24 protein-coding genes are annotated in these 25,847 nt (G+C 44.9%); 18 read left to right on the top strand and 6 right to left on the bottom strand.

The annotated features are described in order from the left end of the window. The first annotated feature begins 5 nt into the window (after positions 1-5). The 4 genes from bioB to bioC are packed head-to-tail and all read left to right on the top strand — an operon-like array spanning position 6 to position 3,840. Positions 6-1,004: a biotin synthase BioB gene (bioB, locus tag BM210_RS14095; RefSeq protein ID WP_143101047.1), complete on the top strand. Its 999-nt coding sequence runs from the start codon at positions 6-8 to the stop codon at positions 1,002-1,004. Between the two features lie 13 nt (positions 1,005-1,017). Then, on the top strand, positions 1,018-2,196 hold the full coding sequence (gene bioF / locus BM210_RS14090) for an 8-amino-7-oxononanoate synthase (protein ID WP_177237824.1): 1,179 nt from the start codon (positions 1,018-1,020) through the stop codon (positions 2,194-2,196). Next, positions 2,193-3,008 carry an alpha/beta fold hydrolase gene (locus tag BM210_RS14085; protein WP_091169136.1) on the top strand — a complete coding sequence of 272 codons (816 nt, stop codon included), beginning with the start codon at positions 2,193-2,195 and terminating at the stop codon, positions 3,006-3,008. The genes bioF and BM210_RS14085 overlap by 4 nt, the downstream gene beginning before the upstream one ends. Further along, a complete protein-coding gene (gene bioC / locus BM210_RS14080; protein WP_091169134.1) occupies positions 2,971-3,840 on the top strand; it encodes a malonyl-ACP O-methyltransferase BioC in 870 nt (289 codons plus the stop codon). Before BM210_RS14085 ends, bioC begins: the two co-directional genes overlap by 38 nt. Before the next feature lie 99 nt (positions 3,841-3,939). On the opposite strand, the gene BM210_RS14075 is transcribed toward bioC, so the two are convergent. The 4 genes from BM210_RS14075 to BM210_RS36250 form a co-directional block, all read right to left on the bottom strand. After that, complete coding sequence (locus BM210_RS14075; RefSeq protein ID WP_091169131.1) at positions 3,940-4,383, bottom strand: VOC family protein; 444 nt, start codon at positions 4,381-4,383, stop codon at positions 3,940-3,942. Positions 4,384-4,464: 81 nt separating this feature from the next. Then, a complete protein-coding gene (locus tag BM210_RS14070; RefSeq protein ID WP_256223597.1) occupies positions 4,465-5,397 on the bottom strand; it encodes a sigma-70 family RNA polymerase sigma factor in 933 nt (310 codons plus the stop codon). Between the two features lie 85 nt (positions 5,398-5,482). After that, complete coding sequence (locus tag BM210_RS14065) at positions 5,483-5,926, bottom strand: hypothetical protein (RefSeq protein ID WP_091169126.1); 444 nt, start codon at positions 5,924-5,926, stop codon at positions 5,483-5,485. A 50-nt stretch (positions 5,927-5,976) separates the two neighbouring features. Further along, positions 5,977-6,183, bottom strand: coding sequence for a DUF6199 family natural product biosynthesis protein (locus BM210_RS36250; RefSeq protein ID WP_091169123.1), 207 nt, complete (start codon positions 6,181-6,183; stop codon positions 5,977-5,979). 161 nt (positions 6,184-6,344) lie between these two features. Between BM210_RS36250 and corA the strand changes: the two genes are divergently transcribed. From corA to BM210_RS14045, 3 genes are all read left to right on the top strand, one after another. Further along, positions 6,345-7,274 (top strand): magnesium/cobalt transporter CorA, encoded by a 930-nt coding sequence (gene corA / locus BM210_RS14055; RefSeq protein ID WP_091169121.1) that lies wholly within the window; start codon positions 6,345-6,347, stop codon positions 7,272-7,274. Between the two features lie 137 nt (positions 7,275-7,411). After that, a complete protein-coding gene (locus BM210_RS14050; RefSeq protein WP_091169117.1) occupies positions 7,412-8,230 on the top strand; it encodes a shikimate 5-dehydrogenase in 819 nt (272 codons plus the stop codon). A gap of 134 nt (positions 8,231-8,364) precedes the next feature. After that, a complete protein-coding gene (locus BM210_RS14045; protein ID WP_091169116.1) occupies positions 8,365-8,880 on the top strand; it encodes an acyl-CoA thioesterase in 516 nt (171 codons plus the stop codon). A gap of 114 nt (positions 8,881-8,994) precedes the next feature. On the opposite strand, the gene hrpB is transcribed toward BM210_RS14045, so the two are convergent. Together hrpB and BM210_RS35685 are read right to left on the bottom strand one after the other, a co-directional pair. Beyond that, complete coding sequence (gene hrpB / locus BM210_RS14040) at positions 8,995-11,520, bottom strand: ATP-dependent helicase HrpB (protein ID WP_091169113.1); 2,526 nt, start codon at positions 11,518-11,520, stop codon at positions 8,995-8,997. A 171-nt stretch (positions 11,521-11,691) separates the two neighbouring features. After that, entirely contained in the window at positions 11,692-11,919 is a 228-nt protein-coding gene (locus BM210_RS35685; protein ID WP_091169112.1) for a 3-dehydroquinate dehydratase, read from the bottom strand. 296 nt (positions 11,920-12,215) lie between these two features. Here BM210_RS35685 and BM210_RS14030 point away from each other — a divergent pair, with 296 nt between their 5' ends. From BM210_RS14030 to BM210_RS13980, 11 genes are all read left to right on the top strand, one after another. Beyond that, positions 12,216-13,061 (top strand): amidohydrolase family protein, encoded by an 846-nt coding sequence (locus BM210_RS14030; protein WP_091169110.1) that lies wholly within the window; start codon positions 12,216-12,218, stop codon positions 13,059-13,061. Positions 13,062-13,115: 54 nt separating this feature from the next. After that, a complete protein-coding gene (locus BM210_RS14025) occupies positions 13,116-13,940 on the top strand; it encodes a PPK2 family polyphosphate kinase (RefSeq protein WP_091169107.1) in 825 nt (274 codons plus the stop codon). Positions 13,941-14,127: 187 nt separating this feature from the next. Next, the gene (locus BM210_RS14020; protein ID WP_091169106.1) at positions 14,128-15,012 is read left to right on the top strand and encodes an ABC transporter ATP-binding protein; all 885 of its coding nucleotides are present in this window, start codon (positions 14,128-14,130) and stop codon (positions 15,010-15,012) included. 52 nt (positions 15,013-15,064) lie between these two features. Beyond that, positions 15,065-15,805 (top strand): ABC transporter permease, encoded by a 741-nt coding sequence (locus BM210_RS14015; RefSeq protein ID WP_091169103.1) that lies wholly within the window; start codon positions 15,065-15,067, stop codon positions 15,803-15,805. Beyond that, the gene (locus BM210_RS14010; protein WP_091169102.1) at positions 15,802-16,953 is read left to right on the top strand and encodes a sensor histidine kinase; all 1,152 of its coding nucleotides are present in this window, start codon (positions 15,802-15,804) and stop codon (positions 16,951-16,953) included. Before BM210_RS14015 ends, BM210_RS14010 begins: the two co-directional genes overlap by 4 nt. Next, positions 16,950-17,552 (top strand): response regulator transcription factor, encoded by a 603-nt coding sequence (locus BM210_RS14005; protein ID WP_091169099.1) that lies wholly within the window; start codon positions 16,950-16,952, stop codon positions 17,550-17,552. The genes BM210_RS14010 and BM210_RS14005 overlap by 4 nt, the downstream gene beginning before the upstream one ends. A 77-nt stretch (positions 17,553-17,629) precedes the next feature. Then, positions 17,630-19,009, top strand: coding sequence for a UTP--glucose-1-phosphate uridylyltransferase (locus BM210_RS14000; protein WP_091169097.1), 1,380 nt, complete (start codon positions 17,630-17,632; stop codon positions 19,007-19,009). 133 nt (positions 19,010-19,142) lie between these two features. Continuing rightward, positions 19,143-20,108, top strand: a complete 966-nt coding sequence (locus BM210_RS13995; protein WP_177237807.1) for a bile acid:sodium symporter family protein — start codon at positions 19,143-19,145, stop codon at positions 20,106-20,108. Between the two features lie 93 nt (positions 20,109-20,201). Next, positions 20,202-21,449 (top strand): DUF445 domain-containing protein, encoded by a 1,248-nt coding sequence (locus BM210_RS13990; RefSeq protein WP_177237806.1) that lies wholly within the window; start codon positions 20,202-20,204, stop codon positions 21,447-21,449. Between the two features lie 348 nt (positions 21,450-21,797). Then, a complete protein-coding gene (locus BM210_RS13985) occupies positions 21,798-24,080 on the top strand; it encodes an AraC family transcriptional regulator (RefSeq protein WP_091169092.1) in 2,283 nt (760 codons plus the stop codon). 195 nt (positions 24,081-24,275) lie between these two features. Continuing rightward, positions 24,276-25,817, top strand: coding sequence for an extracellular solute-binding protein (locus tag BM210_RS13980; protein ID WP_091169091.1), 1,542 nt, complete (start codon positions 24,276-24,278; stop codon positions 25,815-25,817). The last annotated feature ends 30 nt before the right edge of the window (positions 25,818-25,847 follow it).

Raw genomic sequence — 25,847 nt, 5'->3', positions numbered from 1 at the left:
TGGAGATGACCACAATAGCAATCGAAACGAAGTGGCAAACGCTTGCCCAGAAAGCGATAAATGGTACATGCTTAACGTTAGGGGAAGGGCTCGCTGTGCTCGAAGCCGACAATGAAGAGGTACTGCTGTTAATGCACGCTGCGTTCACTGTGAGAAAACATTTTTACGGCAATAAAGTGAAACTGAACATGATCATTAATGCCAAAAGTGGACTTTGCCCCGAAGACTGCGGCTATTGCTCACAATCTATCGTTTCGACGGCTCCAGTTAAAAAGTATACCATTCTTGATAAAGCCACATTGCTTGCCGGTGCACGTGAAGCCATGCTGCGCAAAGCTGGAACCTATTGCATCGTAGCAGCAGGGAAAGGCCCAACAGACAAAGAGCTGGATCAAGTGGTGGACGCGGTTAGAGAAATTCGTGAAACGATGCCACTAAAAATTTGTGCTTGTTTGGGAATTCTCAAGGACGATCAAGCCGAACGTCTTGCAGAAGCGGGCGTACATCGTTACAACCACAATTTGAATACTAGCAAGGCCAATTATCCATCTATTACCACGACTCATACCTACGATCAACGTGTTGAAACCATGGAAAAGGTGAAGACCCATGGCATGTCTCCATGCTCCGGTGTCATTATCGGCATGAACGAGACCAATCAAGAAATTGTTGAAATGGCTTATGCACTTCGAGAGCTTGATGCGGATTCGATTCCGATTAATTTCCTGCATGCAATTCCGGGAACCCCTTTGGAAAAAGCAGGCCGCACACCGTCGATGAAAGCGTTGAAGGTACTGGCTTTGTTTCGTTTCATTTGTCCTTCCAAAGAAATCCGCGTTGCGGGTGGTCGTGAGGTCAACCTCCGCACTCTACAGCCTCTGTCTCTGTACGCTGCAAATTCACTATTTGTAGGAGATTATTTAACGACAACAGGCCAAGACGTTACGGCTGATCATCAAATTATTGAAGATTTAGGCTTTGAGATTGAATTAAACGCGGTTTAAGGTGGTGATAATTATAAACTGGATCGAAAGGGAATTAGAAATATGGGCTGACGCTACGTTGGAACGTTCTCTGCGTGAAAGTAGCCCGGTCTGCGAAGCACCTGGCTATACAGAGAGTAGAGGAAGATTACTGCTCAATATGTCCTCCAATGACTACCTGGGACTTGCCCAACATCCAGGTATTATTGATACGATGCGCAAGGCACTGCTCACCGAAGGAGCTGGCTCCGGAGCTTCACGCCTTGTGACAGGCAACCGGCCTCCTTATAGCCATCTTGAAGCATCACTGGCTGATTGGCAGAATCGGGAGGCAGCGCTTGTTTTTGCGAATGGATATATGGCTAATTCAGGTGTTATTAGTGCGCTAGTAAACCGGGGTGATGTTGTTTTCAGTGATCAATTGAACCATGCCAGCATTGTTGACGGTATTATATTGAGCCGCGCGGAGCATGCTCGGTACCGTCATAACGATATGGAGCATTTGCGATCATTATTACAACGATATCAAGATAAACGGCGAAAGTTGATCGTTACAGACGCCGTCTTCTCGATGGATGGTGACCAAGCGCCTCTGCTTGAGCTCGCTTCAATCAAACGGGAATACGGAGCTATGCTGATGGTGGACGAGGCACACAGCGGAGGGATTTATGGGCTGCGCGGCGAGGGATTATGCCATGAGCTCGGGATGCAGAATGATGTGGATATTCATATGGGAACGTTTAGCAAGTCGTTCGGTGTCTACGGCGCTTATATCTGCGGCACCCACACGCTAATTCGCTGGCTGGTGAATAAGGCAAGACCCTTCATTTATTCAACGGCACTGCCTCCATCTGTCGTAGCTGGTATATCAAAGGCGTTAGTTTTGATACAAGGTGAACATTGGCGCCGAGAACGGCTTTACGAAGCAAGCAGGTTATTTCGATCCGCACTTTGCACTGCAGGTTTTACAATTGCTATAGGTGACTCTCCAATAGTACCTGTGCTCGTCGGTGATAACGCTACGGCCTTGCGCTTCAGCAGCGCTCTTGAATCGGCAGGTATCGCCGCCGCCGCCATCCGCCCACCAACTGTGCCGGATGGTACAGCACGAATTCGCTTTTCATTATCAGCTGCTCATACGGATATTGAACTGACTGATGCCGCCGAGCAAATCCGCACCATTGGACTTCAATTGGGAGTACTGCATTCATGAGCGTATTGAATCATAATCGATTGAAAAATCGGCAGGGGAAAAGTGGCACTATCATGTGGCTGAGCGGATGGAGTATGGCGGATACCGTTTTCGATCGGCTTTGCGCGTTATTGCCTGATTTCCATCATGTTTCCGTAAATTATAGCACTGCTAATTCACCAGAGAGCATGCTGCTCTTGACTGAAACAGCAGCAAGAAATTTACTGTCTTCAGATGAATCTGATTGTAGGACAAGTGCGAACCGCGGCCCGCTGTTGATTGGCGGTTGGTCGCTTGGCGGCTTGCTTGCTCTTAGACTGGCGGCTAAAGGCTTAGCTGATGGCCTTGTGTTGTTTGCGGCAACAGCCCAGTTTACACGTTCCAAAGAAGAGAATGACCGTGGATGGACGAACGCATACGTTAGGCAGATGATGAAGGGACTCTCAAAGGATCGGCATGCTGTTGAAACAAGTTTTCGACAGCTCTTATTTACGGAGACAGAGCGGGAGTCCGATCTTGAAAAAAATCTTCCCACCATCGGTAGTTGGACGACCCCTGCACTAATCGCAGGTCTTCAAATTTTGCAAAGCGAGGAATGCTTATCTCAACTGCCGTTAATCGAGTGCCCGGTTCTTATTGTGCATGGTACTGAGGATAAAATCTGCCCATATGGAGCTGCATTAGAGATGCTGACCTTATTGCCTCAAGCGGAGTTGATGACTATATCCAGGTGCGGTCATGTTCCATTTATGGGAAGGGAAGATCAAATAAGTGAAGAACTGAGGAAATGGTGGCATGAGCAACAGGAAACATACAATCCGCAGTCGATTTAATCGCAGTGCAGCAGGGTCTTATGACATCCATGACCGTGTGCAGCGTATGATGGCAGACCGAGTTATCCAATCTATTCAAAGGTCGAAGAACGAAGGCGACACCGAACAGCTCGACATACTTGAGATCGGCTGTGGTACGGGTGGCTTGACTGAAATTTTGTGTAACGAATGGTCCTGGTTGTCTATGACTGCGCTTGACATTGCACCCGCGATGATTGAGGTGGCGGAACAAAGAGTCTTGTCAAGCATAAAAAATCACGTCGGTTACAGCAATAGACAACCGAATCGATTACGCTTTCACCATGCTGATGTTGAAATGTGGGCATCTGATGCTCGCAACGGTTCGTTCGATCTTATCGTCTCCAACGCTTGCTTTCAATGGCTAAGCAATCCGGGGCAAACGTTATGCCATCTTCGACGGATGCTTCGAGCTGGAGGCTTGCTGGTGTTTACGACATTCGGCCCAGATACGTTTTACGAGCTGCATAAGGCATTTGATGAAGCTTATAGAATTAGCGGTATAGAGCCGCAGCGGCACGGGCTGTCGTTTCAATCGACTGGTCAATGGGAAAATTTGCTTGAGGAAGCAGGTTTTTCAGATATTCAATATGAGTGCTCGATTCATAATGAAAAGCATTCTACTGCAAGAGATTTTCTTCTTTCGGTGAAAGCGATGGGAGCTAGCACTTCAGAAGCCGCCACTATATGTGGCCTCAGCTCGCGGCGTTTGTTCGCCAACATGTATAAGGAGTATGAGGCTAGATTCAGCATAGAGGGAGGCGTAGCTGCTACTTATGATCTTTTATTGTTTCAAGCATGTGCGAGTCAATAACACTGTTGTTCCCAATAAAAGGGCTCACGGCTAAACCAAGATAGACAAAATAAACAAGCTCTTCCACCCTAAACGGGAAGAGCTTGCAGCTTGTAGCCGTTATGCAGATGTGATATCTTGCCATACGTTAAATTTGTTTCCGTCTGGATCCTTAAATTTAAACTGTAAGCCGCAGCTGTCATGGTCAACCAGTGATTCGACGTATACCCCATTCTCACGAAGCTTCTTATGAAGCTCTGTAATGTTCTCAGTTTCGAAGGTTAAGGAGAACATTTCGTAATGTGCACCCTCCCATTGGTCGGTAATAAAGTTTGCGGTTCTTTTCTCTGTGGATTCCAGAAGGAATAACCATTGTCCATTTCCGAGGATTAGAATAGCTCCAGCAGGCTCACGTTTTCTTACCGTTAATCCCAATATTTCCTCATACCATGTTACAGCGCGTTCCAGATCAGATACAGGTAAGTAGTTGCAGAGAACACTTTTTAGCAGCGGTTTCTGCGCCACCTGCTGATGCTGTAATTCGCTAGATTCTTTTTTCACCATATCTCGTTCCACCTCTCGTTTAAAGTGTTTTCGATATATAGACGATTCGATTGGACTCAATCCGTCGCAAGCAGAAATATTTTATTTATGTTCAACGGCATGATATCTGTTTCCGTCAGGGTCATAAAAAACAAAGCGCTTGCCCAGCCATTCGTCAGTTTCTATTGGATTGGTAATAACCTCTTTGCTTTGTAAAAGGGACCATAGCTCATCCACATCGGATACCGTAAAAGTTAATATAGGCAGCTCTTTTGGAAAATGATTATGGCATTCGAGCAGGTACAATTCGTGCCCAGATTCCAACTGCAGATTGCCATGAATCGTCATTCCCAGCTGAAAATGACGAAAGAACCACGCTGTTGTTTGCTTTTTATTTGTGACTGGAATATAAAAATGCCCCACACTTCTCAGTACATGTTCGCAAACGATTTGCTCGAAATCCCGATCGAGTCGATAAGTGCGGAAATAGGCTTCAAAATCGTCAGCAAGGTAGAGTTTAAGCTTTTCTCTGGCACGACGAATGCGGCTCTCCACAGCATCTGGGGACAAATTCAGGAATTGACCGATATCTTTCATTGACCAATCACTTAAATAATGAAGTACAACAGCTGCTTTACTTTGTTTCTCCAATGTTTGCAATGCGCTCCAAATGGATTCCTGAATGATATGCTGATCAAGCCAGGAATGGACGTTGTCCGATTTTTGAGCCATTGCATCGTTAAAAGGGAGGGATGTTTTTTTCTTTTTGACAAAGTCAAGACTTGTTCGATAGGCAATGGCGTAAAGCCAGCTTCCAAGACGAGAGGGATCCTGCAACGTATGCAGATGATTGTAACATTTCAAGAATGCTTCTTGCGCAGCATCTTGGGCTTCATGAAAGTCACCTAATACACTGTATGCAACAGAAAGCAGGGCATTTGAATAGCGAAGTACTATCGTGCGAAACGCCTCGAGATTCCCGTTCTGGGCTTTGAATACTAGTTGATCATCGGATGAAGATGTATCTTCAATCACTGCATATCCCCTTTCACTCATAAGCTTACTGATTACGTGTATATAACAAAGACGCTCTCACATCAATGAGCAGCACCTTTTGTAGTTACTTAGATTCTGTTATCTTAAAAATCCCCGATCCCATGCTTATATGATTGACTTCGAGCCATTCTACTGCTACCGATATCGGAGTATCCATTGGCAAAGTTAAATCGGATAATGTTATTTTTTCGTTCGGATCCAGCTTAGAAATCACGGTTTTTGAATCCGCTTTTACCGTTTTACCCGAAAGCTTTTCTTTTGTATCTATTCTATAATATACGACCACACTTTTAACCGACGCTTCTCCTGTATTTTGAAATTCAATATCGTAGCCCTGTTGTCCCAGAGAATTAGTTTTTGGTAGTAAGGCTAACTTCCAATGCTCCAAGCCGCTCTGCTTCGTTAATTCGGTATTTACAGAACGAATCTTAAAGTCCATATTGTTCGTATTTAGTGAGCATCCTGATAGAGCTATTATGACGGATGCGATTATGCACATTTTTTTCAATACAGTACCCCCTGTCCTTCATACAGCAATGGTTTGCAATAAAATGTTAATCAAGCTGATACAAAAAAATAAACGCAAATAGCTGCTATCCCTACAAGGGTGCACATGACTCCACCAAATCGGGTTGACCAAAGGTACAAGTCTGACGGTTCTGTTGCGTCGTTTGATTTCCAGCTTTCTGTAATTGTCCAAATCAATGAAGGCCGTATCAGCATTAATAAACCAAAAACAAAAAGCAGAATACTAACAATAACCATTGGTATCTCCCGTCTCGTGAATAACCGATTTATTGTAAAATATATAGTGAATCCTTAAAGGCTGCGCCGTTTCATTCGAGCTCTCTCGCTTATCGCTAGTGAGTGATATAATAAATTCAGAGTGTTCTTAAACAAGAAAACAAGGTTGACGGAGGATACATATGCTGATCTATAATACTTTGACTCATCGAACAACTACAGAAGAAGTAAGAAAACCAGCGGAACATGAGATCGTATGGATTCGCCTTCACAACCCGGAATCATCAGAAACCAAACATGTTTTATCCGATTTACTTGATAGCCATCATCTTTTGGTAGAAGATTGTATCCAATTGCATGGACGTCCCAAAATGGATAGATATAAAAACAATATTTTTATTTCCTTCTGTGCGATCAGCGAGCAATATGAAGCTATGGAAATTGCTTTGGTCATCGGTAAGAACTATGTTGTAACCGTATATAAGCATGATATTCCGCTGCTTGATAGTTTATATGAGGAATTTAAAGAGGTTGAGGGGAGGATGACAATCCCTGCTCAGATTCTCTACCACATAATGGACAGGTGCGTAGATGAATACGCTCAAGTTGTAGATCGCATTGAAGATAAAGTGGAAGCATGGGAAGAGGCTATCCATGAAGATCCCTACGCACCCATATCCCGGGAAATTTTCCAATTAAAACGTATAACCCACAACCTTCGTCGGGTTTTCGTTGAAGAAAGAACAGTCATTGGAACGATCAGTCATCAAAACTTTCCATATTCCCACCCTGATGCGGACGTTTATTTCGCCGATATTTTCGATCACATCTCACGGGTTGTAGATTCTATCGATTTGTACCGTGAATCTCTGACGGGCTTATTGGAAATGCAGATTAGTATGAAATCCGATCGTATGAATGAAACGATGAAGACACTTACGGTAATCAGCACGATATTCCTTCCATTAACATTTATCGCTGGGGTTTATGGAATGAATTTTAAAGATATCCCGGAATTAGATTGGAGTTATGGCTATCTCTATGTATGGATTCTTATGGCGGCGATCATTGTAGGCATGTTATTTTTTTTCAAACGCAAAAAGTGGATGTAGCGCTTGCTGATTGTTTATTTGTCTAATTTTTTTAATCCTATGGTCATTGTATCAAATTATCTGCTTGATACATATAGAAAATTAGGTGATATAATGATTAGGTAAACAGAATGGTTATTGTCAAAATGGAGGTAATTATGAAGGCAACAATCAATAAAGATACACAACTTTGCATGTCTCTAGCCGGCAGGCCTGGGAACTTTGGGACTCGTTTTCACAATTTTTTGTACAATGAGTTAGATCTTAATTACATTTACAAAGCATTTACTACGAACGATTTGCAAGCGACTATAGGTGGCATTCGATCTATGGGAATACGTGGATGTGCCCTCTCTATGCCTTACAAAGAAGCATGTATCCCATTTATGGACGAGATGGATGACTCTGCGACTGCGATCCAGTCGGTTAACACCATCGTGAATGATCAGGGACGACTAAAAGCTTACAATACGGATTATATTGCTATTTCACAATTGCTGAACCAGCACAATGTGCGGCGTGATAGTGTATTTGCTCTCCGTGGAAGCGGCGGTATGGCTAAAGCTGTTTTATGTGCGCTGCGTGATGCGGGTTTTGGTTCAGGTTTTGTCGTTGCAAGGAATGAAGCTGCTGGCAGTACGTTAGCACATACTTATGGATATGAGTGGACGGCCGATTTGGGAAGGATACGTCCTGATCTTTTGGTGAATGTCACGCCTGTTGGTATGGCAGGTGGTTTAGAGTCGGAGGATCTCTCATTTGAATCAGAATTAATCGATAAAGCGGAGACCGTATTTGATGTAGTTGCGCTTCCTGCTGAGACACCACTGATCCGTCATGCAAGGATGAAAGGCAAGAAAGTGATTACTGGAGCGGAAGTTTTCGCTATTCAGGCATTGGAGCAATTCATCCTATATACAGGTGTGCGCCCAAGCGACGAGCAATTCAAACGAGCTGCAGAGTACGCCCGTGGGTGACGTTCGCTCCTTATCAAATGGCGATAAAGAACAGCATGAGTTCCAAGCAATCTATGAACAAGAGGATCGTTATAGTAAGGATTAAATGGATAAGATAAGTTAGAGCTAGTTCAAATGAGAAAAGGGGCATATTTATGGAGCAGCAGCGATTTGTTAAGGAATCCCGTTCCTACAAAACAGCACGGGTATTTCCAGTGGACGTTAACAACAATAATACGTTATTTGGCGGGAAATTGATGGCGTATATTGATGATATTGCCTCCATTGCAGCCTCAAAGCATTCAAGGCGTTCGGTGGTAACAGCTTCAACGGATTCGGTTGACTTCTTATTACCAATTAACCCCAGTGATGCCGTTTCACTAGAATCTTTTGTGACCTGGACGGGAACAAGCTCCATGGAGGTTTTCGTGAAAGTTGTAACCGAGGATTTGAAAACTGGAGAGCGTAATATCGCAGCAACTTCGTTTCTAACCTTTGTGGCGTTTGATGAGAACAAGAAGACAGCCAAGGTTCCGACCGTGATTCCGGAGACGGAGGAAGAAAAGCAGCTGCACGAGACGGCCTTCAAACGGGCGGAGATGAGAAAAACCCGCAGGGAAGAAAGTAAAAAGTTTGCCCATTATTTGATCACAAAGTTTCCTTGGGAGTAATTGTACATAAACGTTGAACGCGAATCGGCATAGATGATCATTCCAAAATGTTCATGAAATAAGACCAGCAGGCATCGCCAGTTGGTCTTATTTGTGTCTCTAGTTTGTTGTACTTTAATGCCTTGGCCGTACTCGGCTGGTTGGCATGGCAATAAGCGGATCATCAGGCCAGTAATGTTTCGGATAGCGTCCCTTAAGATCTTTTTTTATCTCAAAATACGTATGACGCCAAAAGCTGGCCAAATCGCTCGTTACCTGCACGGGCCGCTGGGCAGGCGATAGCAGGTGGAGCAAAATAGGGACGCGGCCGCCACCAATTCGTGGAGTTTGCTCCATACCAAACATTTCCTGAAGCCGAACGGATAGGGTAGGGCTAACCGGATTGCTGTAATCGACAGAGATCCGTGAACCGCTGGGAGACGTGATATGTGTGGGTGCCCATTCGTCCAATGTGCGGCGCTGCTCCCAGGACAGCATGGACTCCAATATGGAGATAATATTGAGCCGCTGAAGATCGCTGCGGCTTTTGAGCCCATGCAGATGCGGAGCCAGCCAATCCTGAATGGTAGCCATAAGTGCATCGTCCGTCACGTCAGGCCAATCGTTATCATGATGATTCATAAATCGGAGACGCTCGCGTAATTGAAGAGATGCCTTTGTCCAAGGCAGCAGGGCTAATCCTTCTACGACAATTCCACGAACCAGTGCCTGAAGCACGTCGTCATGATTAGGTGAGTGATTCGGGACATCCTTGATTAGAATAGCCCCCATACGAACATAATGCCGGGAACGGACTGCCTGTACAGTCGGATCCCAAGCGGTAACAGTCTCCCTTTCGATGCTGTCGGGGAAATGCTGTTCCAGCTCTTCTAATTCAACCGGAGCAGCCAAATAAATTCGGCTGTCTGTACCTTGATCATCCAGCTCCACTGCTACCAAATAAGGCGAGCTTGATAACGGCTGCATATGTTGGAACTGAGCGCCGCGTCCGCTGCTTAAGAGAAAGCCCCCCTGTGCTCTGCGCTGCCCTATTCGATCAGGGAATGCAAAGGCAAGCAGCAGCCCGCAGTGATGTACATCCCCCGGATGGGAGGAAATCCCAATATGAAGCTCCCTTTTCCATTGGTTGGCTTCTGACCATATACGTTTGCAGGCTGCAGCATCAACAGTAAAGCCTTCATGGTATAGGGGACCCGAAGTAAGTTCCTTCGACTTCATAGCTCTTTGCAGAGCTTCTACGCGCAGTCGCAGGTCTGCATTCGGAGCTGCAGCATCACCCTTAAAGAAATCCCGTTCATTGAGCAGCGCAGCCAGCTCACAAGCAAGCTCTCCGAGTCCAAGAGGAATTGCACTAAGCAGCATATGTGCAAGCCGTGGATGAAGACCCAGACCTGCCATACGGCGACCTTCCGATGTAATCGATCCATCTGTATGCATTGCGCCTAATTGGATAAGCAGCGAACGAGCCTGCAGAAATGCAGCACGTGGCGGAGAATCAAGCCACTCCAGTTCATTAGGCTCGGTTATGCCCCATGCCGCCAGCTCCAAAGCCAGAGGGGCGAGATCCGCCTCAGCTATTTCCGGCTTGCTGAGCGGTTGGAGAAGCCTATGGTCAGCCTCCATCCACAGGCGGTAGCATGTACCAGGGCCAAGGCGACCGGCCCTCCCTCTGCGTTGGTCGGCTGATGCCAGCGACACTGGAATGGTTTCCAGACGGGTCATCCCGGTTCGAGGGGAGAATCGGGGGACACGACTCAGGCCGCTGTCAATGACAATCCCAATTCCATCGACAGTAAGACTTGATTCAGCAATTGATGTGGTGAGCACAATTTTCCGTTCATTCACTTGACTTCGTGAGATAGCTCGATCCTGGCTTTCCTGCGGCATGGAGCCATGGAGCGGAGTGATTTGAACGAGTGGACCGAGCTGAAGTTCACGTAATCTTGCTTCAATCCGTCTGATTTCACCTGTTCCTGGCAAAAATACAAGCATATTGCCCTGCTCATGTTGATTCAGCGCTTGAACTATAGCACGTACAACCGTCTGCTCGATTCTCCCCTCAGGTCTTCGATCCAGATAATGGGTGGTTACTTCGAAGCTTCGCCCTTCGCTGATAATGACGGGCGCATCATTCATCAGCCCAGCAACAGCTTGGGCATCCAGAGTCGCCGACATCACGATTATGCGTAAATCGTCGCGAAGTAATGCTTGTGCTTGCAGACATAGAGCTAGCCCGAGATCTGCATGAAGGCTGCGTTCGTGAAATTCGTCAAAGATGACGACGCCTACGCCCTCCAGACTGGGGTCCTGCTGAATCATTCGGGTAAGAACACCTTCCGTATTGACTTCGATTCGTGTAGATGGTCCTACGCGGGTATCCATTCGAACACGATATCCAACGGTTTCACCGACCTGTTGACCAAGGGAAGCAGCCATATAGCGGGCAGCGGCACGGGCAGCGAGACGTCGCGGTTCCAGCATCAGAATCCGTTGGTTTGCGAACAGGGGCTCGTCCAGCAGTGCCAGCGGAATTCGTGTTGTTTTACCTGCTCCGGGTGCAGCTACCAGCACGACTCCCGTATGAGCTAGTAAGGTGTCTCTCAGTTGAGGAAGAATTGTATCAATAGGCAAAATGGTCATTCTATCACTCCAGATGTTCTTAGGTATGCATGAATTATAACAGAATGCGAGAGAATTCACCTGTACAGGGAATCATTATGGTGTTTCTAATGAACAACAAAGAAGCCGCAGCAGCGGCTTCTTAATTATAAATATGTATAGGATGGGTAACAGAGAAGGCTTTACCTTAGTTTAATAGAGCGATAAAGCCAGGGAGTCAGTTTCATTATAAGAATGAAGAATCGCTTCGCATCCGACAATTTCGATGCTAATTAAGGAGTCGAGACATTTTTTGATTGCTCTTTTTCCCTTTACTACTTTTGATTCCAGAGCAGAAACAAGAAGATTTAGTTTCTTTTTGTTCTTTTCATCGGAGTAAACAGGAACCGTTTTATTCTGTACTGTTATGAACAATTTCACTACGCTCACCCGCCTAATAAATGGATATAATAAATAGTATATATGAACATCATTAAAATAACCTTAAAATCGTTATACAAATTTGTGATAATCTCTTTAACTTGGTTTTTCAATATGTTTCGATATGATTATTTACCCATAATATAACGTTTGAAACACCGATTTATCAATTATTTTTGTAAAATGTATGGAATACCTGAAGTTATTGTAAAACCATTTGGTTCTATTGTAATATGAGTTCAATGAGACTGTCACAGCTCTATAAAAAGAGCTGCGAATAAGGGAGGTCATGCAGGTTGAGAGTAGATGCACATCAGCATTATTGGCAATTGGCGCGTGGAGATTATGATTGGACAGGGTCGGATGGAGGAGTATTGGTTCGAGATTTTTTTCCAGTAGATTTGTCAGAGCATTTGGAACGCAGCCAGATTGACAAGACGATCGTTGTACAGGCGGCTCCGACTCGGAAGGATACGGAATTTATGCTCGAGCTTGCACAGCACAACGATTCAATCGCAGGTGTTGTAGGTTGGCTGGATTTGGAGCATACTGATTTCCGCGAGCAATATGAATCCTTAAGGAAACAATCCAAATTGGTTGGGATTCGTATCATGATTCAAATTATGGAGGATGCTGATGAGGTTCTGCGGCCCGCCAGTATACAAGCTCTGAAGTTTTTGGAGTCAGAGAATTTCCCGGTTGATCTGCTGATGCGTTCACACCAGCTGCCATCTGTGTTGAAGCTGCTGCGGGAGGTACCTAATCTTCGTGGGGTCATTGACCATATCGCCAAGCCAGATATTGCACAAGGACAATGGGAGCCATGGGCTTCGCAGCTGCAGGAAATTGCCTCTTATCCTTCGATAACCTGCAAGTTGTCCGGGATGGTGACTGAAGCTGATCATCAGGCATGGACGACAGAGCAGCTGAAACCTTATATTCATCATATTGTAAAAGCTTTTGGCACAGAGCGTGTTATGTTTGGCAGTGATTGGCCCGTCTGCTTGCTGGCAGCCAGCTATGAACGAGTAGTGGAGCTATTGGAGGAAGCCTTACTAGACGGGGTAAACGAATCAGAGAAAACCGCAATATTCGGCCATAACGCACTGCGTTTTTACAAGCTGGAGCATTTGATTTGCTAGATAATCAAGTTCGCTGCTTGATTTATCATCAGATTTCAAGAGGAGTGGTTGAGGATGTCCAAAAATGTTAAGCTGCCGCGTGACAAAAAGATTAAGCTAAGCCAGTATGATCCCGATGATACGGGTTCTTTTTCCGGGAAGGAAGAGCTGGCGGAGCACTACGAGCAGCTGAAAGAGGAATTGACAGAGCTGCAGGACAAGCTGTTTGCCGGTAAAAAGTATTCACTGCTCATTATTTTTCAGGGGATGGATTGCAGCGGCAAAGATGGCGTAATCAAAAAGGTATTGTCCGGAGTGAATCCACAGGGCTTCAAGGTAACCTCATTTAAACAACCGACGACGGAAGAATCCTCACATGATTTTCTGTGGAGAGCTCATAAGGAAACGCCTGTCAGGGGATATATTACGGCATTTAACCGTTCCTATTATGAAGATGTTTTGATTACTCGTGTGCACAATCAGATAGAGGATGAAGAGGCTGAACGGCGCTTCAAGCATATTAAGCAATTTGAGAAGCTGTTGGCTGACCATGATACGATTGTTTTGAAAATATTTTTGCATATTTCCAAAGATTTTCAAATTAAAAAAATTGAGGAACGGCTTCACGATCCATCAAAAAGGTGGAAATTCGATCCGAGCGATCTGTTGGAGCGCAATTATTGGGACGCTTATCAAAAGGCCTATGAAAGTGTGTTCACTAATTGTAACTCCAAGGATGCGCCGTGGCATCTGGTGCCCGGAAATAACCGTTGGTACAGAGATTACGTCGTGTTGTCGCTAATTGTGGATACATTGAAAAAGCTGCCGCTTACATATCCGCAGCCTGACATTGACATGAAGGATTTAATCGAGCTGCTGCCGCTCGGAGAACAGCCTTAATTAAGAAATCATTACCAACTGTACAAGCATCCCTATCCGCATTTAGTGGACAGGGGTGTTTTTTTGCGATTGGCACCCAAGCGGACGTGACAATTGTCAGGCGAAAGCTATGACATTCATCGATGTTTCAGATTATGAATGCAAACTATACTGAAGAGCATGAAATCCATTAAATGAGGTGTGTGGAATGAAACCAGTCATAGAACTGCAGCATGTTACCAAAGAGTTCAAAGGCAAACGGGCGGTAGACGATGTCACATTAACGATTCCTGAAGGCAGTGTGGTCGCTTTGCTGGGCCCTAATGGCGCTGGGAAAACAACGACTGTTGCAATGACACTTGGACTGAGAAAACCGACAAGTGGAACAATTCGTCTGCTGGGCGGAAACCCGCAGGATCGAGCTGTTAAAGACAGAATTGGAGCCATGCTTCAGGAAGTTCATAGCATTGATGGATTGAAGGTTGGGGAAACAATCGATTTGTTCCGACATTATTACTCCAAGCCCTTACCCTTGGAACGGCTGCTCAAAATATCGGGACTCGTGGAGGAAAAGGGGAAGCTCGGAACGGCACTATCCGGTGGACAAAAACGCAGATTAGGCTTTGCGCTTGCTTTGGCGGGCGATCCGTCCGTGCTGTTTCTCGATGAACCTACAGTTGGTATGGATGTCAGCTCGCGACAGCTCTTTTGGGAAACTGTCAAAGCGATGGCGGGACAAGGAAGAACGATTATTTTGACTACACATTATTTGGAGGAGGCGGATGCCATTGCGAACCGAGTGGTCGTCATTAACAAAGGTAAGCTTGTCGCCGACGGAACACCAGAGGAAATCAAAGCAACGACGAACAGCAAGATATTGTCCTTTACAGCGGGACTCGGTCTGACCGAGGAGCGGCTGCGCAGTCTTCCAGGTATTATGGATACAGAGTGGAAGGGGCGCAGAGTCAAGCTGTACAGCAGTGATACGGATCAGCTCATCGCAGCGATTGTGCGGCAGGAGTTGGATGCAACCGATATTGAAATCCAGAGCGTTGGTCTGGAGGAAGCCTTTCAGGCATTGGTTCGGGGATAACCTTATAATTCGGCAAAATTGCAATGAATCAGAAATGACAGGAGATGTTCTTATGAGACCGATGCTGGCACAATGTAAAGCAGAGCTGCTGCGCACCTTGAGAAATCGCAAATTTATTATGTTTGCTTTGTTGATGCCTGCTGTCTTTTATTTTATTTTTACGAATACGATAGATCCCAATATGGAGGTAGGCGGAATCGATTGGAAGGCCTATTATTTAATCTCTATGACGGTGTTTGGCGTCATAGGTGGGAGCATCAATACACTCAGCCTGCGGTTTGCACAAGAGCGGATGCAAGGCTGGGTACAATTAATTAAACTCACTCCTCTCCCTTCAGGTGCTTATGTTTTCTCCAAAATTGCAGCCCAATCCATCATCAATCTGGGCACAATTGTACTTATGTTCATTATTGGGGCGGTGTTCCGCGACGTGCATTTATCGGTGGGGCAATGGATTGCGTGCGGACTGTGGATATGGATTGGGGTTATTCCTTTTATGGCTCTTGGCACGCTGTTGGGTACGATCCGCAGCATTGAAGTTGTACAAGTGCTGGCCCAGCTTCTATTTATGGGATTGTCTGGGCTTGGAGGTTTATGGATGCCTATACAAGCGATGCCGCAGTTCATGCAGCAAATGGCGTTGTGGCTCCCCTCTTACCGATACGGTCAGGCCGCTTGGAACATCGTTGCCGGGATTTCAATGGATTGGGAAGGTATTGGGATTCTTGCAGCATACGTGATCATTTTTATGGTATTATCGTCGTATATGATAAGAAGGCAGGAAGCAGTATGACCAAGTCTGGTTCCGTATTGGACAGGAAATTACGTGGAAGCTTGATATTTTCATTTATCTGGTTGATTTATCTGATTATACCTATCACTACGCTGGTCCACAAATCGGTTTCCGACATGTGGATCGGCTTTTCTGTGCTTGCCTTGTTTGTTATGTGTTTCCTGCTAAGCTACATGGATTCGTCGCGGCGCTTGCTGTATGTGATGGTTATGTTTGTAATTATTGGATTTTTCAGCTTGCATTTTGATCAAAGCTTTATTTTTATGGGATTTTATACGGCTGCCATTGTCGGGATGCTGTCTACCCCTAAACTGTTTATAGCCGGAATGTCAGCTCAGCTTGTTTTATTTGCGCTTGTGCTTTTTTTCAGCGGACTTGAATTGAATGAATCCGATCTGATCAATCTTATCCCTTCTATGTTAGTGATGACCGTACTGCCTATCGTCATGAAGGGAGTTTTTCGGTCAAAGGAGCTGCGCAGCAAGCTGGATAATGCTAATGATGAAATTGCGCGTTTGGTCAAAAATGAGGAAAGGCAGCGGATTTCCCGGGATCTGCATGATACCCTAGGCCACACGCTGTCGCTGATTGCGCTCAAAAGCGAGCTGGCAGAGAAAATGATTAGTAAAAATCCCGAACGTGCCATTCAGGAAACGAAAGATATACAAACGACTGCCCGCGCTGCTCTTAAGCAGGTAAGGGAGCTTGTATCGGACATAAATACAGTGACGATCAACGAGGAACTGGTGCATGCTGAACAGATTTTGTCTGCCGCTGGAATCGATCTGCATATTCAAGGTAAAGCGGAGGCTGCCGAGGTACCTCCCTTGATCCAGAACATTCTTGGTATGTGTCTGAGAGAATTGGTGACGAACGTCGTCAAGCATAGCAAAGCCAGACATTGCTTTATTGTATGCGCGGCAGCGACGGACCCCTTTACCCTGACGATTCGAGATGATGGCATCGGAACCGCTTATCCGGCTTCAGGACATTCGCCAATATGCGCAGGATTAAGAGGAATCAGGGAACGTCTTGAGCTGGTTGAGGGCAAGCTTCACTTTCATTCCGCTCCGGGTGAAGGGACAAGTGTAATTCTTGTCGTTCCGAAGGTTGTAAAACATGTGAAGACAAAGGAGAGCCACACATGAGAGTGATTATTGCCGAGGATCAGAACATGCTGCGCGGCGCTTTAAGTGCATTGCTGGATATGGAAAACGATATCGAAGTCATCGGTCAGGCCGAAAATGGCGAACAAGCCCTTCAGATGATTATGGACATGTCGCCGGATATTTGTATCCTGGACATTGAGATGCCCAAGATGACCGGTCTGGATGTGGCCGAATGTCTTAAGGAGCGGGGTCATTCTTGTCGTGTTGTGATCTTGACAACATTCGCACGCGTGGGATATTTTCAACGTGCAATCAAATATGGCGTGCAGGGCTATTTGTTAAAGGACTCACCGGTACACGAGCTTGCAGCCGCGTTAAGGAGCATATACAAGGGTGGAAGGGTTATTAGTCCCGCCCTTTCTGTTTCCTTATGGGAAGCGGAGAATCCGTTGACGGAGCGTGAACAGGAAGTATTGAAGCTGGTAGCAGAAGGCTTATCTGCGAATGAAATAGCCAATAAGTTGTTTTTGACGGGAGGGACCGTAAGGAATTACGTATCAGAAATTTTGCAAAAGCTCGAGGCCAAAAACCGGATAGATGCAATCGGTATTGCAAAGAAAAATGGTTGGCTGCCATAACAATTGCTATTTTATATGGTAAAATATCATTATAGGAAATATTTGTGTTATCGTTTTTTCAATTTAGGAGGCAGGAAATGGAAGAATTATATAACCGGGTGTTGGAACAGCTTAGCCGCCACAACCAGACACACCTGCTTCAGTTTTATGATCAGCTGTCTGTGGACTCACAGGAAAAGCTGTTGAATCAAATTCAAAGTATCGACTGGAAGCAGTGGGATACATTAAGTGAACTGTGTACGGCTAAGACTCTTCAAACCTATCAAGACTTGACTCCGATCGGAGCTTTTGATTGGGAGCTGTTACGAGAGGACGAGCAGCTGTATTTTACCAACAAGGGATGGGATCTGCTTCGGCAAGGCAAGGTTGGGGCGATTGTGGTAGCTGGTGGTCAGGGAAGCCGATTGGGACATGAAGGGCCAAAGGGGACCTATGATATTGGACTGCCTTCCCACAAATCGTTGTTTCAGCTTCAAGCAGAGCGGTTGCTCAATCTGTCTCGGCGTGCAGGCAGACGTATCCCATGGTATATCATGACAAGTCCGGACAATCATCAGCAAACGGTCGATTACATGGCGGAAGCTGATTATTTTGGTTATGGCTCTGAGGATTGCAAGTTTTTCGAGCAGGGAGTTATGCCTGCCGTAGATGAGAATGGGCGTATCTTTTTGTCGGAGATGGATGAGATTAGTTTGGCTCCAAGCGGGAATGGTGAATGCTTCTCGGCATTAAACAGGTCTGGAATGTTGACCGACATGAAACACCGTGGCGTGGATTGGTTGTTTTATTACAATGTGGATAATGCGCTGATTAAGGTGGCAGATCCTGCTTTTCTTGGTGTTGCTGCTCATTATAATCATCCTGTTGCGACCAAGGTTATTGATAAGGCGTATCCGGAGGAAAAGGTCGGCATAATAGGCATGAAGGGGAATCGGCCCATGGTCGTAGAATATTCCGATTTGCCGAAGCAATTGATGTTTGAATACAATAGTGACGGGAAGCTGACCTATGGGCTTGGGAATATCTCCATTCATTTATTTCGTCGTGACTGGATTGAACAGTTGGTTAGCTGCAGCATTCCATATCATATCGCTCACAAAAAAATCAGGCATCTAGACTCGAATGGACAAATCATTGAAGCCGCACAGCCAAATGGGTACAAGTTCGAACGATTTATTTTTGATTTTTTTCCGCTTGCTGAGGCGATTACGGTTCTCAAAGGCAAACGCGAAATGGATTTTGCTCCTGTTAAAAACAAGGATGGGGAAGACAGCCCGCAAACAGCCAGAGAGCTAATCTATGAGCTGCATCGCAGTTGGTTGGTAAAAGCCGGTGTTGTGCTTGATGAGGTTCAGGGGCCTGTCGAGATTTCGCCGCTCGTTTCCTATGAAGGAGAAGGAGTTACAGCCGAAGCCATCTTGGCTTCAATGTTAGTATCTGACGGGCAGGGCAGTTGAAAACTGCTCTTTTTTGCGTTTTTCTTTTTGGATAAATAGCAAAAAAGATCGTTTGCAGCTGCCGAGATTATGCTACAATGTAACGATAATTCATTAAATGTTGTCTAACTTTATAGTCAGAAGAGGGCTGAGTATGCTAAACCGATTAAACAAAATCTTAGAAAAATGTATGCCGTTTCTTACGCCGACAGGCGTGCTCGTGGGTCTCTTGGGTGCTGCATGGCTGCACTCGTTCAGCTTTTTGGTGCCGTGGATCTTTGCCGCAATGACGTTTGCTGGCAGCATCGGCTCCAATTTCAAGGATTTAGGGCGGGTGATGATGCTTCCGCTGCCGATTGTAGCTAATCTGATTATCTTGCATTTGGTCATGCCTATATTAGGCTGGGCAGCCGGAGCCTACTTTTTTCCGGGTGATGAATTAACACAGACGGGCTTCGTGTTGTTATTCGTCATTCCGACAGGGGTAGTTAGTCTGGTCTGGGTCACCATCTACGGTGGGAATATTGCGCTTACGCTAGCACTCATTCTATTGGATACGCTGCTGTCTCCCGTGATTGTACCGCTGAGCCTCTCCTTGATCGTAGGAGCCAAGGTTCACATGGAGCCGTTGGATATTATGGGTGGACTGCTCTGGATGGTTGTTGTTCCTTCTATCATCGGGATGCTGCTCAATCAATTAACAAAGGGCAAGATCAAACCGATGCTGGGTCCAAAGCTTGCTCCTTTTTCGAAAATTGGGCTGTTTGTGGTCGTTTCCATTAATAGCTCGGTGGTAGCTCCCTATTTGAAGCAGTTTAATATGAAGCTGCTGGAGATTATTATCGTAGCTTTGGTGCTTGCAGCTTTCGGATATATTGCCGGCTGGCTTGTCGCTCATTGGATGAAATGGGACCGGGAAGTGACCATTGCGCTTACGATAAATTCAGGGATGCGTAACTTAAGCGCAGGCGCGGTGCTCGCGATCAGCTTCTTCCCTCCTCCAGTTGCCCTTCCGGTTATTGCCGGCATGTTGTTTCAGCAAATCCTGGCTGCTTTGTTCGGGCAGCAATTGGGTAAAAAGTATGGCATGACATCCTCTGTTTCCAATCCAGCCAAATAGTTTACTTGGGTGGCGATTTTCAACGGGATCTGGAGAATGATATAATGTTGTATAAATAGACAGGTGCTGACATGAAGGATGGTGACATTAGGGATGGGAAGCAATTCGAGATACACAGCAACCGTGTCGCTTGTTGTTATGGCGGCTGGATTTATTGGAACCTTATTTGTCGAAGGGCCGACATGGGTTCGATTTTTACAAAGCGGATTTGAAGCGGGGCTAGTAGGGGGGCTTGCAGACTGGTTTGCAGTGACAGCGCTGTTCAGGCATCCGCTCGGCATTCCGATTCCACATACGGCCTTATTGCCCAAAAATCGCGAAAAGGTGTCCAGAGCTTTAGTCAACACCATTCAGGAGGATTTGCTGAGCAAGCAAAGCATAACGGACAAGCTGGCTCAGGTGCCGCTAGTATCCAAAGCTTTACAGGGGGTGGCAGGGCAGCTGAGTACAAATTCGGCCAAGACCGGCTTGGTGACGCTCAGTGAATATGCGATTCGTCAGGTGCCGCTTGAGAAGCTCGCAGCATTAGGCGAACGGGAAGTCCGCCATATGATTGATGCTCTTGATTTGCAGGATTTGCTCAAAAAGGGACTGCAGCAAGTGTACACAAGAGGCTACGATGAAAAGGTATTCGATTTTGCGCTGAATACGGCAGAGCAGCTAATTATGAAGCCGGAAATACGCGACCGGATGGGCGCGATGGCTTCTCAGGCGCTGCAAAATCTGAATGCAGGCGGGATGATGCAGTTTGCGCTTAACGCTTTTGCCGGATTTTTCAATGATGAGAAGCTGGGCGGCTTGATCCAGCAGTTTATGCTGAATGGGCTAGAGGGGCTGAGATCACCCAACAATCCTAATCGCCAAGCGGTCATGCGCGCCATACACGGCTGGCTGGATAATCCGAGCAACCAATATCAGGTAGCCATCGAAATGGATCGCTGGAAAGCACAGCTGCTGGACGAATGGAAGATAGAGGAGAAGCTGCTCGAGCTGCTGCAGCGTTTGCAGGCTCAAGCACTCGAATTTGTGCACCGTGACGATTATGTAGAGGCCTATGTGATCCCGGTGGTGAGCAAGCTGGTTGATCAGGTTTGTGCCAACGAGGAGCTGCTGGAACGGCTGGAGAGCGGCTTGCGTGAGCAAATTGCCCGTTGGATAGAAGCGAATCACCACAAAATTGGCACATTAATTCGTGAAAACATTGATCGTTTTGACGATAAAACGTTGATTACCCTGATGGAGGATAAAATCGGCGGCGATTTACAGTGGATTCGGGTAAATGGCGCGATTTGTGGATTTTTGATCGGTATTATTTTGGCAGGTATCAAGCTGATTGCCTGATGGTCACTATACTCCATTTGACATTCAATACCTTGACTTTAATTATTACCTTATTATGTTTAGAACACTATGCAAAAAACGGAGATGTGCGAATGCTCGCCGCTCCGTTTTTTTTTTTATGGGAGCAAGATGAATACAAGGGAACACAGCGATTATTTAAGATCTTGTTGTGCGCATTTGTTAGTTCCTCTATAATAAATCCAACAGAATCCACAAGGTCGGTATACGCTTATCAAGTCAGCTTGCGTATGCTAAACACTTGCATTACCAACCAATGATTGAAATTAGCCTTAAAGGAAGCATGAACAATGAAATTAGTTCAATTTAGGCTGTGGGGGTAATTGGGTCATGATGCGAATGCATTTCAAAAATAGTGTCGCGATCAAATGGATGATCTCGTATGGCGTGATTTTATTCATTCCGATACTGATCAGCGCTGTCATTTATATTCAAACCGGGAGCATCGTGGAGTATGAGATTAAACGGGCTAATAAAGCTTTACTTAATCAGGTTAAATTTATCGTGGATAGCGGGTTACTGCAGACAGAACAGCTTGGCAATCAAATATCCATTAATACCGATATCAGAAAATACCTGGAGATGGATCAACAAAAGGGGAGTTATAATCCATTTCAAATTTATAAAACCAAACAAGAAATTCATAACTACTTGCTATACAATGATTTTATTAAAGATATATATGTATACTCCAAAAATATGAATATGGTGCTGACACCAGATACCTTCGTGGAAGAAAGTCATTTTTATCAAATGTATTATGAAAGCGCAATCTTTTCTTTTAAGGATTGGCAGAAATTTGCTAGAAGTAATTATATTAAAGAATACCGGGTCCTTCCTACGCGTGATAACGGCTCTCTGAACGAAACCGCCGCGCTTGTGCAGTCCTTGCCTATTGATAACAGTAACCAGCCGTTAGGTACACTTGTCATAACATTGAACAACAACAAAATAGAAAAAATTCTAAAAAATATGGATTGGATTCAGTATGGTCAAGTGCTTATTCTCGATAAAAATGATCAGATGGTTTTTCATACCGAAGGGGCTGGGATTCCTTTATCTATACATTATAGCGAAATGGAACATAAAAAGGACGAGCCCTTTTTCGAGAATGTACAAGGACATAAGGTTATGATTTCGCACGCTTCGTCCAGTGTGGTTGATTGGAAATATGTGAGTATGATTCCGGCGGAAGTTTTCTGGGAAAGAGCAGAGCACTTACGAAATTTGAATCTGCTTGGTTTGTTCATATGTTTTATCATTGGCGGTGTGCTGATCCTGGTATTCGCCAGAAAAAACTATAATCCGATACAGGAGCTAGTCAGATTTGTAACAGGGAAAGTTTTTGCTCCTGCAGAGAAAGAGCAAGACGAATTTGAATTGATACGTCGGCATTTTATAAAAACAATTCAGGAAAGAGACGACAGTAATCATAAACAGGTTCAGCATATTAAGCTGCTGCGGAACTATTTTTTATCCCGATTGATGAAAGGCCATATTGAGAAGGAGCAATCTCTTGAAGAGGCTTCCAAAGCCTATCAAATATATTGGTCTTCCGATTATTTTCTGGTTATGCTCTTCCATCTAGAAAGTGACAAGGGGGCTTCCAATGAGTTTCAATTGCTGCAGTTTATTATTTCCAATGTGGTTACCGAGCTGATTGGTTCTCGGCATACACTCCATTTCACAGATATGGACGGAACGCTTGCAGCTGTATTGAATATACATCCCGCAGGCTTCGATGATTGGAAGGATAACTTAGAGGCAGAACTGAAAGAAGCTAGGGAATTTATTGAACAAAGGTACAAGTTTCAATTTGCGTCAACGATAAGTGAATTGCAAAGTGGACTGGGAGGTATTCACCAAGCCTTTATGCAAGCCTTGGAGGCGCTCGAATATTTAATGCTGTTGGGGGATGAAAAGGTGGTCTGGTACGGTGATCTGAAGCACACCAATAAAGACTATTATTACACAGTCAACCAAGAGCTCATATTGATCAATCTGCTTAAAAGCTGTGACTTTATAGAGGCACGTGAGCTTGTAACGGGTGTGATCCAGAGCAGCTTTAACCAAGGAAATACTTCTATAGAAATGCTGAAATGTATCATGATTGATCTGGTGAGCACGATGATGAAGCTGATCCAGGATCAGCGTGACGGTTCGGTTTGGGAAGAATTGCGACCTTTTCGTCGACTGCTTAAATGCAATACGAAATTTGAAATTGAATATCAAATGCTTGAAATATTTAATTATGTCTGTGAACACATTGAAAGTAAAAACAAAAGTATTTCGAATCTTGTAAAAAATGAGCATGTGACTGAATTTGTTCAAGAGAATTATCATGACCCGAATCTTAGTGTGTCTTTGCTCGGCGAGCACTTCTCAATGACCCCACAATACTTGTCGAGGCTCTTCAAGGAACAGAAAGGCCAGGGATTACATGAATTTATTTGTCAAACAAGAATTGAACATGCCAAGCGGCTGCTCCTTAAAGGGGATAGTATTGAAGATACCGCGCGAAATACGGGCTTCACAAGCAGCAGTACCTTTATCAAGGTGTTTAAAAAATACCAGGGCATTACACCAGGAAAGTATCAATTTAATGGGCAATAAGGTCTGTTAGTATAGCTATTTCATAAGCCTCATGGTAAACCATGGGGTTTTTTAACAATCGAACAATCCATTTCAAATCGTCGACTGCCTTTTTTTGGTTTTTGACAACTCTTTTTTTAATGCTGATTGATATATGCAGTTGTCCTTACTATAGTGAAGGTGGGATCCCAAACTAACATCAATACAGGAGGTCACATGAAAAACCGCAACCGATTTATTGTCATTCTTGCTCTTCTTGCTACTGTAGGATGTACGGCTCAAAATGCTCCTAATTCTGCCCCTGCTGCTTCTAATAATGCGAAACTGGTTGATGTCACCTTAACAAGAATGGGAGAGGACAAGGCGGCTCAAGAATTAACTCCCCCTCATCATTTTTTTGAAGAGCTTGAGAAAAAAACAGGAATCAAGACCAAAAATATGGGTGGGGCCGGAATGAATACCCAGGAGTTTAATCTGATTCTGGCCTCGAATGATTTACCGGACGTATGGATGAACAATTGGCTTAATTTTCCGGGAGGACCCAAGAGGGCTATTGATCAGGGGTACATATTGAAGCTTAATGATGTCATCGATAAATATGCTCCTAATTTCAAGAAGGTGCTGCAGGAAAATCCGCAAATCGCTAAAGATATACGGACGGATGATGGAGCTTATTATGCATTTCCGTTTATTCGATCCGAGTTTGATAAAACATATGTAGGTCCGATCATCAGAAAAGACTGGCTGGATGAATTGCAATTGCCTGTGCCTGCAACGATTGATGAATGGTACACGGTTCTGAAGGCGTTTAAAGAAAAGAAAAATGCAGCAGCTCCCTTAACCTTTTTGGCATCTCGCTTTTTCTCAACAGGAGCATTTTCCGGTGCTTTCGGGGTTATGAACGGCTTTTATCTGGAGAATGAGCAAGTGGTGTTCGGTAATATGCAGCCAAAGTACAAGGATTTTATGATATTAATGCGCAAATGGTACGTAGATGGCCTACTCGATAAGGATTTTGCTTCAATAGACTCGAATACCGTGGATCGGAAGATGACGACAGGGAGCAGTGGAGCCGCTATTCAATTAGGAAGCCGCAACGACCAGTACCATAACTCAACTCGGGAAAGCCTGCCCCAAGCTAATTACATGGGCATTGCGTACCCTGCCCTTCAAAAAGGGGTAAAGTCCAAGTTCGGCCATCTTGAGAATGCCTATCCGGGTGGAAATTCCGGTGCGATTTCGGCTAAGAGCAAGAATGTGGAGGCTGCTGCCAAATGGTTAGATTATTTTTACTCTAAAGAAGGATCAACACTCGTAACCTACGGTACTGAAGGCGTCAGTTATACGATGGAAAATGGAAAAGTGAAATATACGGATCTAATTTTAAAGAATCCAGATAAATTGACTGTGGATCAGGCGAGACAAGTCTATGGTAAAAATACGAATTTCCCGCAAATTCAAAGAGATGCCGAATCGTCAAGGGGTCCAAAGTGGATTGAAGCCATTGGCAAATGGAGAGATACAGACCATGAAAAATATGCTATTCCGCCAATCACTCATACCACAGAGGAATCAAATGAAATAGCACAAATTATGGCCGATATCAACGCTTACGTGTTGGAAACGGAAATCAAATATATTTTAGGAACGATATCGATCGATACCTTTGATGATAACGTGAATACATTGAAAAAGATGGGCATTGAGAAAGCGATTAAGTTGAAGCAAGCTGCATACGACCGCTACAAAAAGAGATAAGCTGCTAAAGGGAGATTTGATCTTAAATCT

Source organism: Paenibacillus sp. 1_12 (genome assembly GCF_900114475.1).
In the GTDB taxonomy this organism is placed as follows: Bacteria; Bacillota; Bacilli; order Paenibacillales; family NBRC-103111; genus Paenibacillus_S.
Note: the sequence above shows the minus strand (reverse complement) of the source record. Positions and strands in the feature narration are given on the sequence as shown.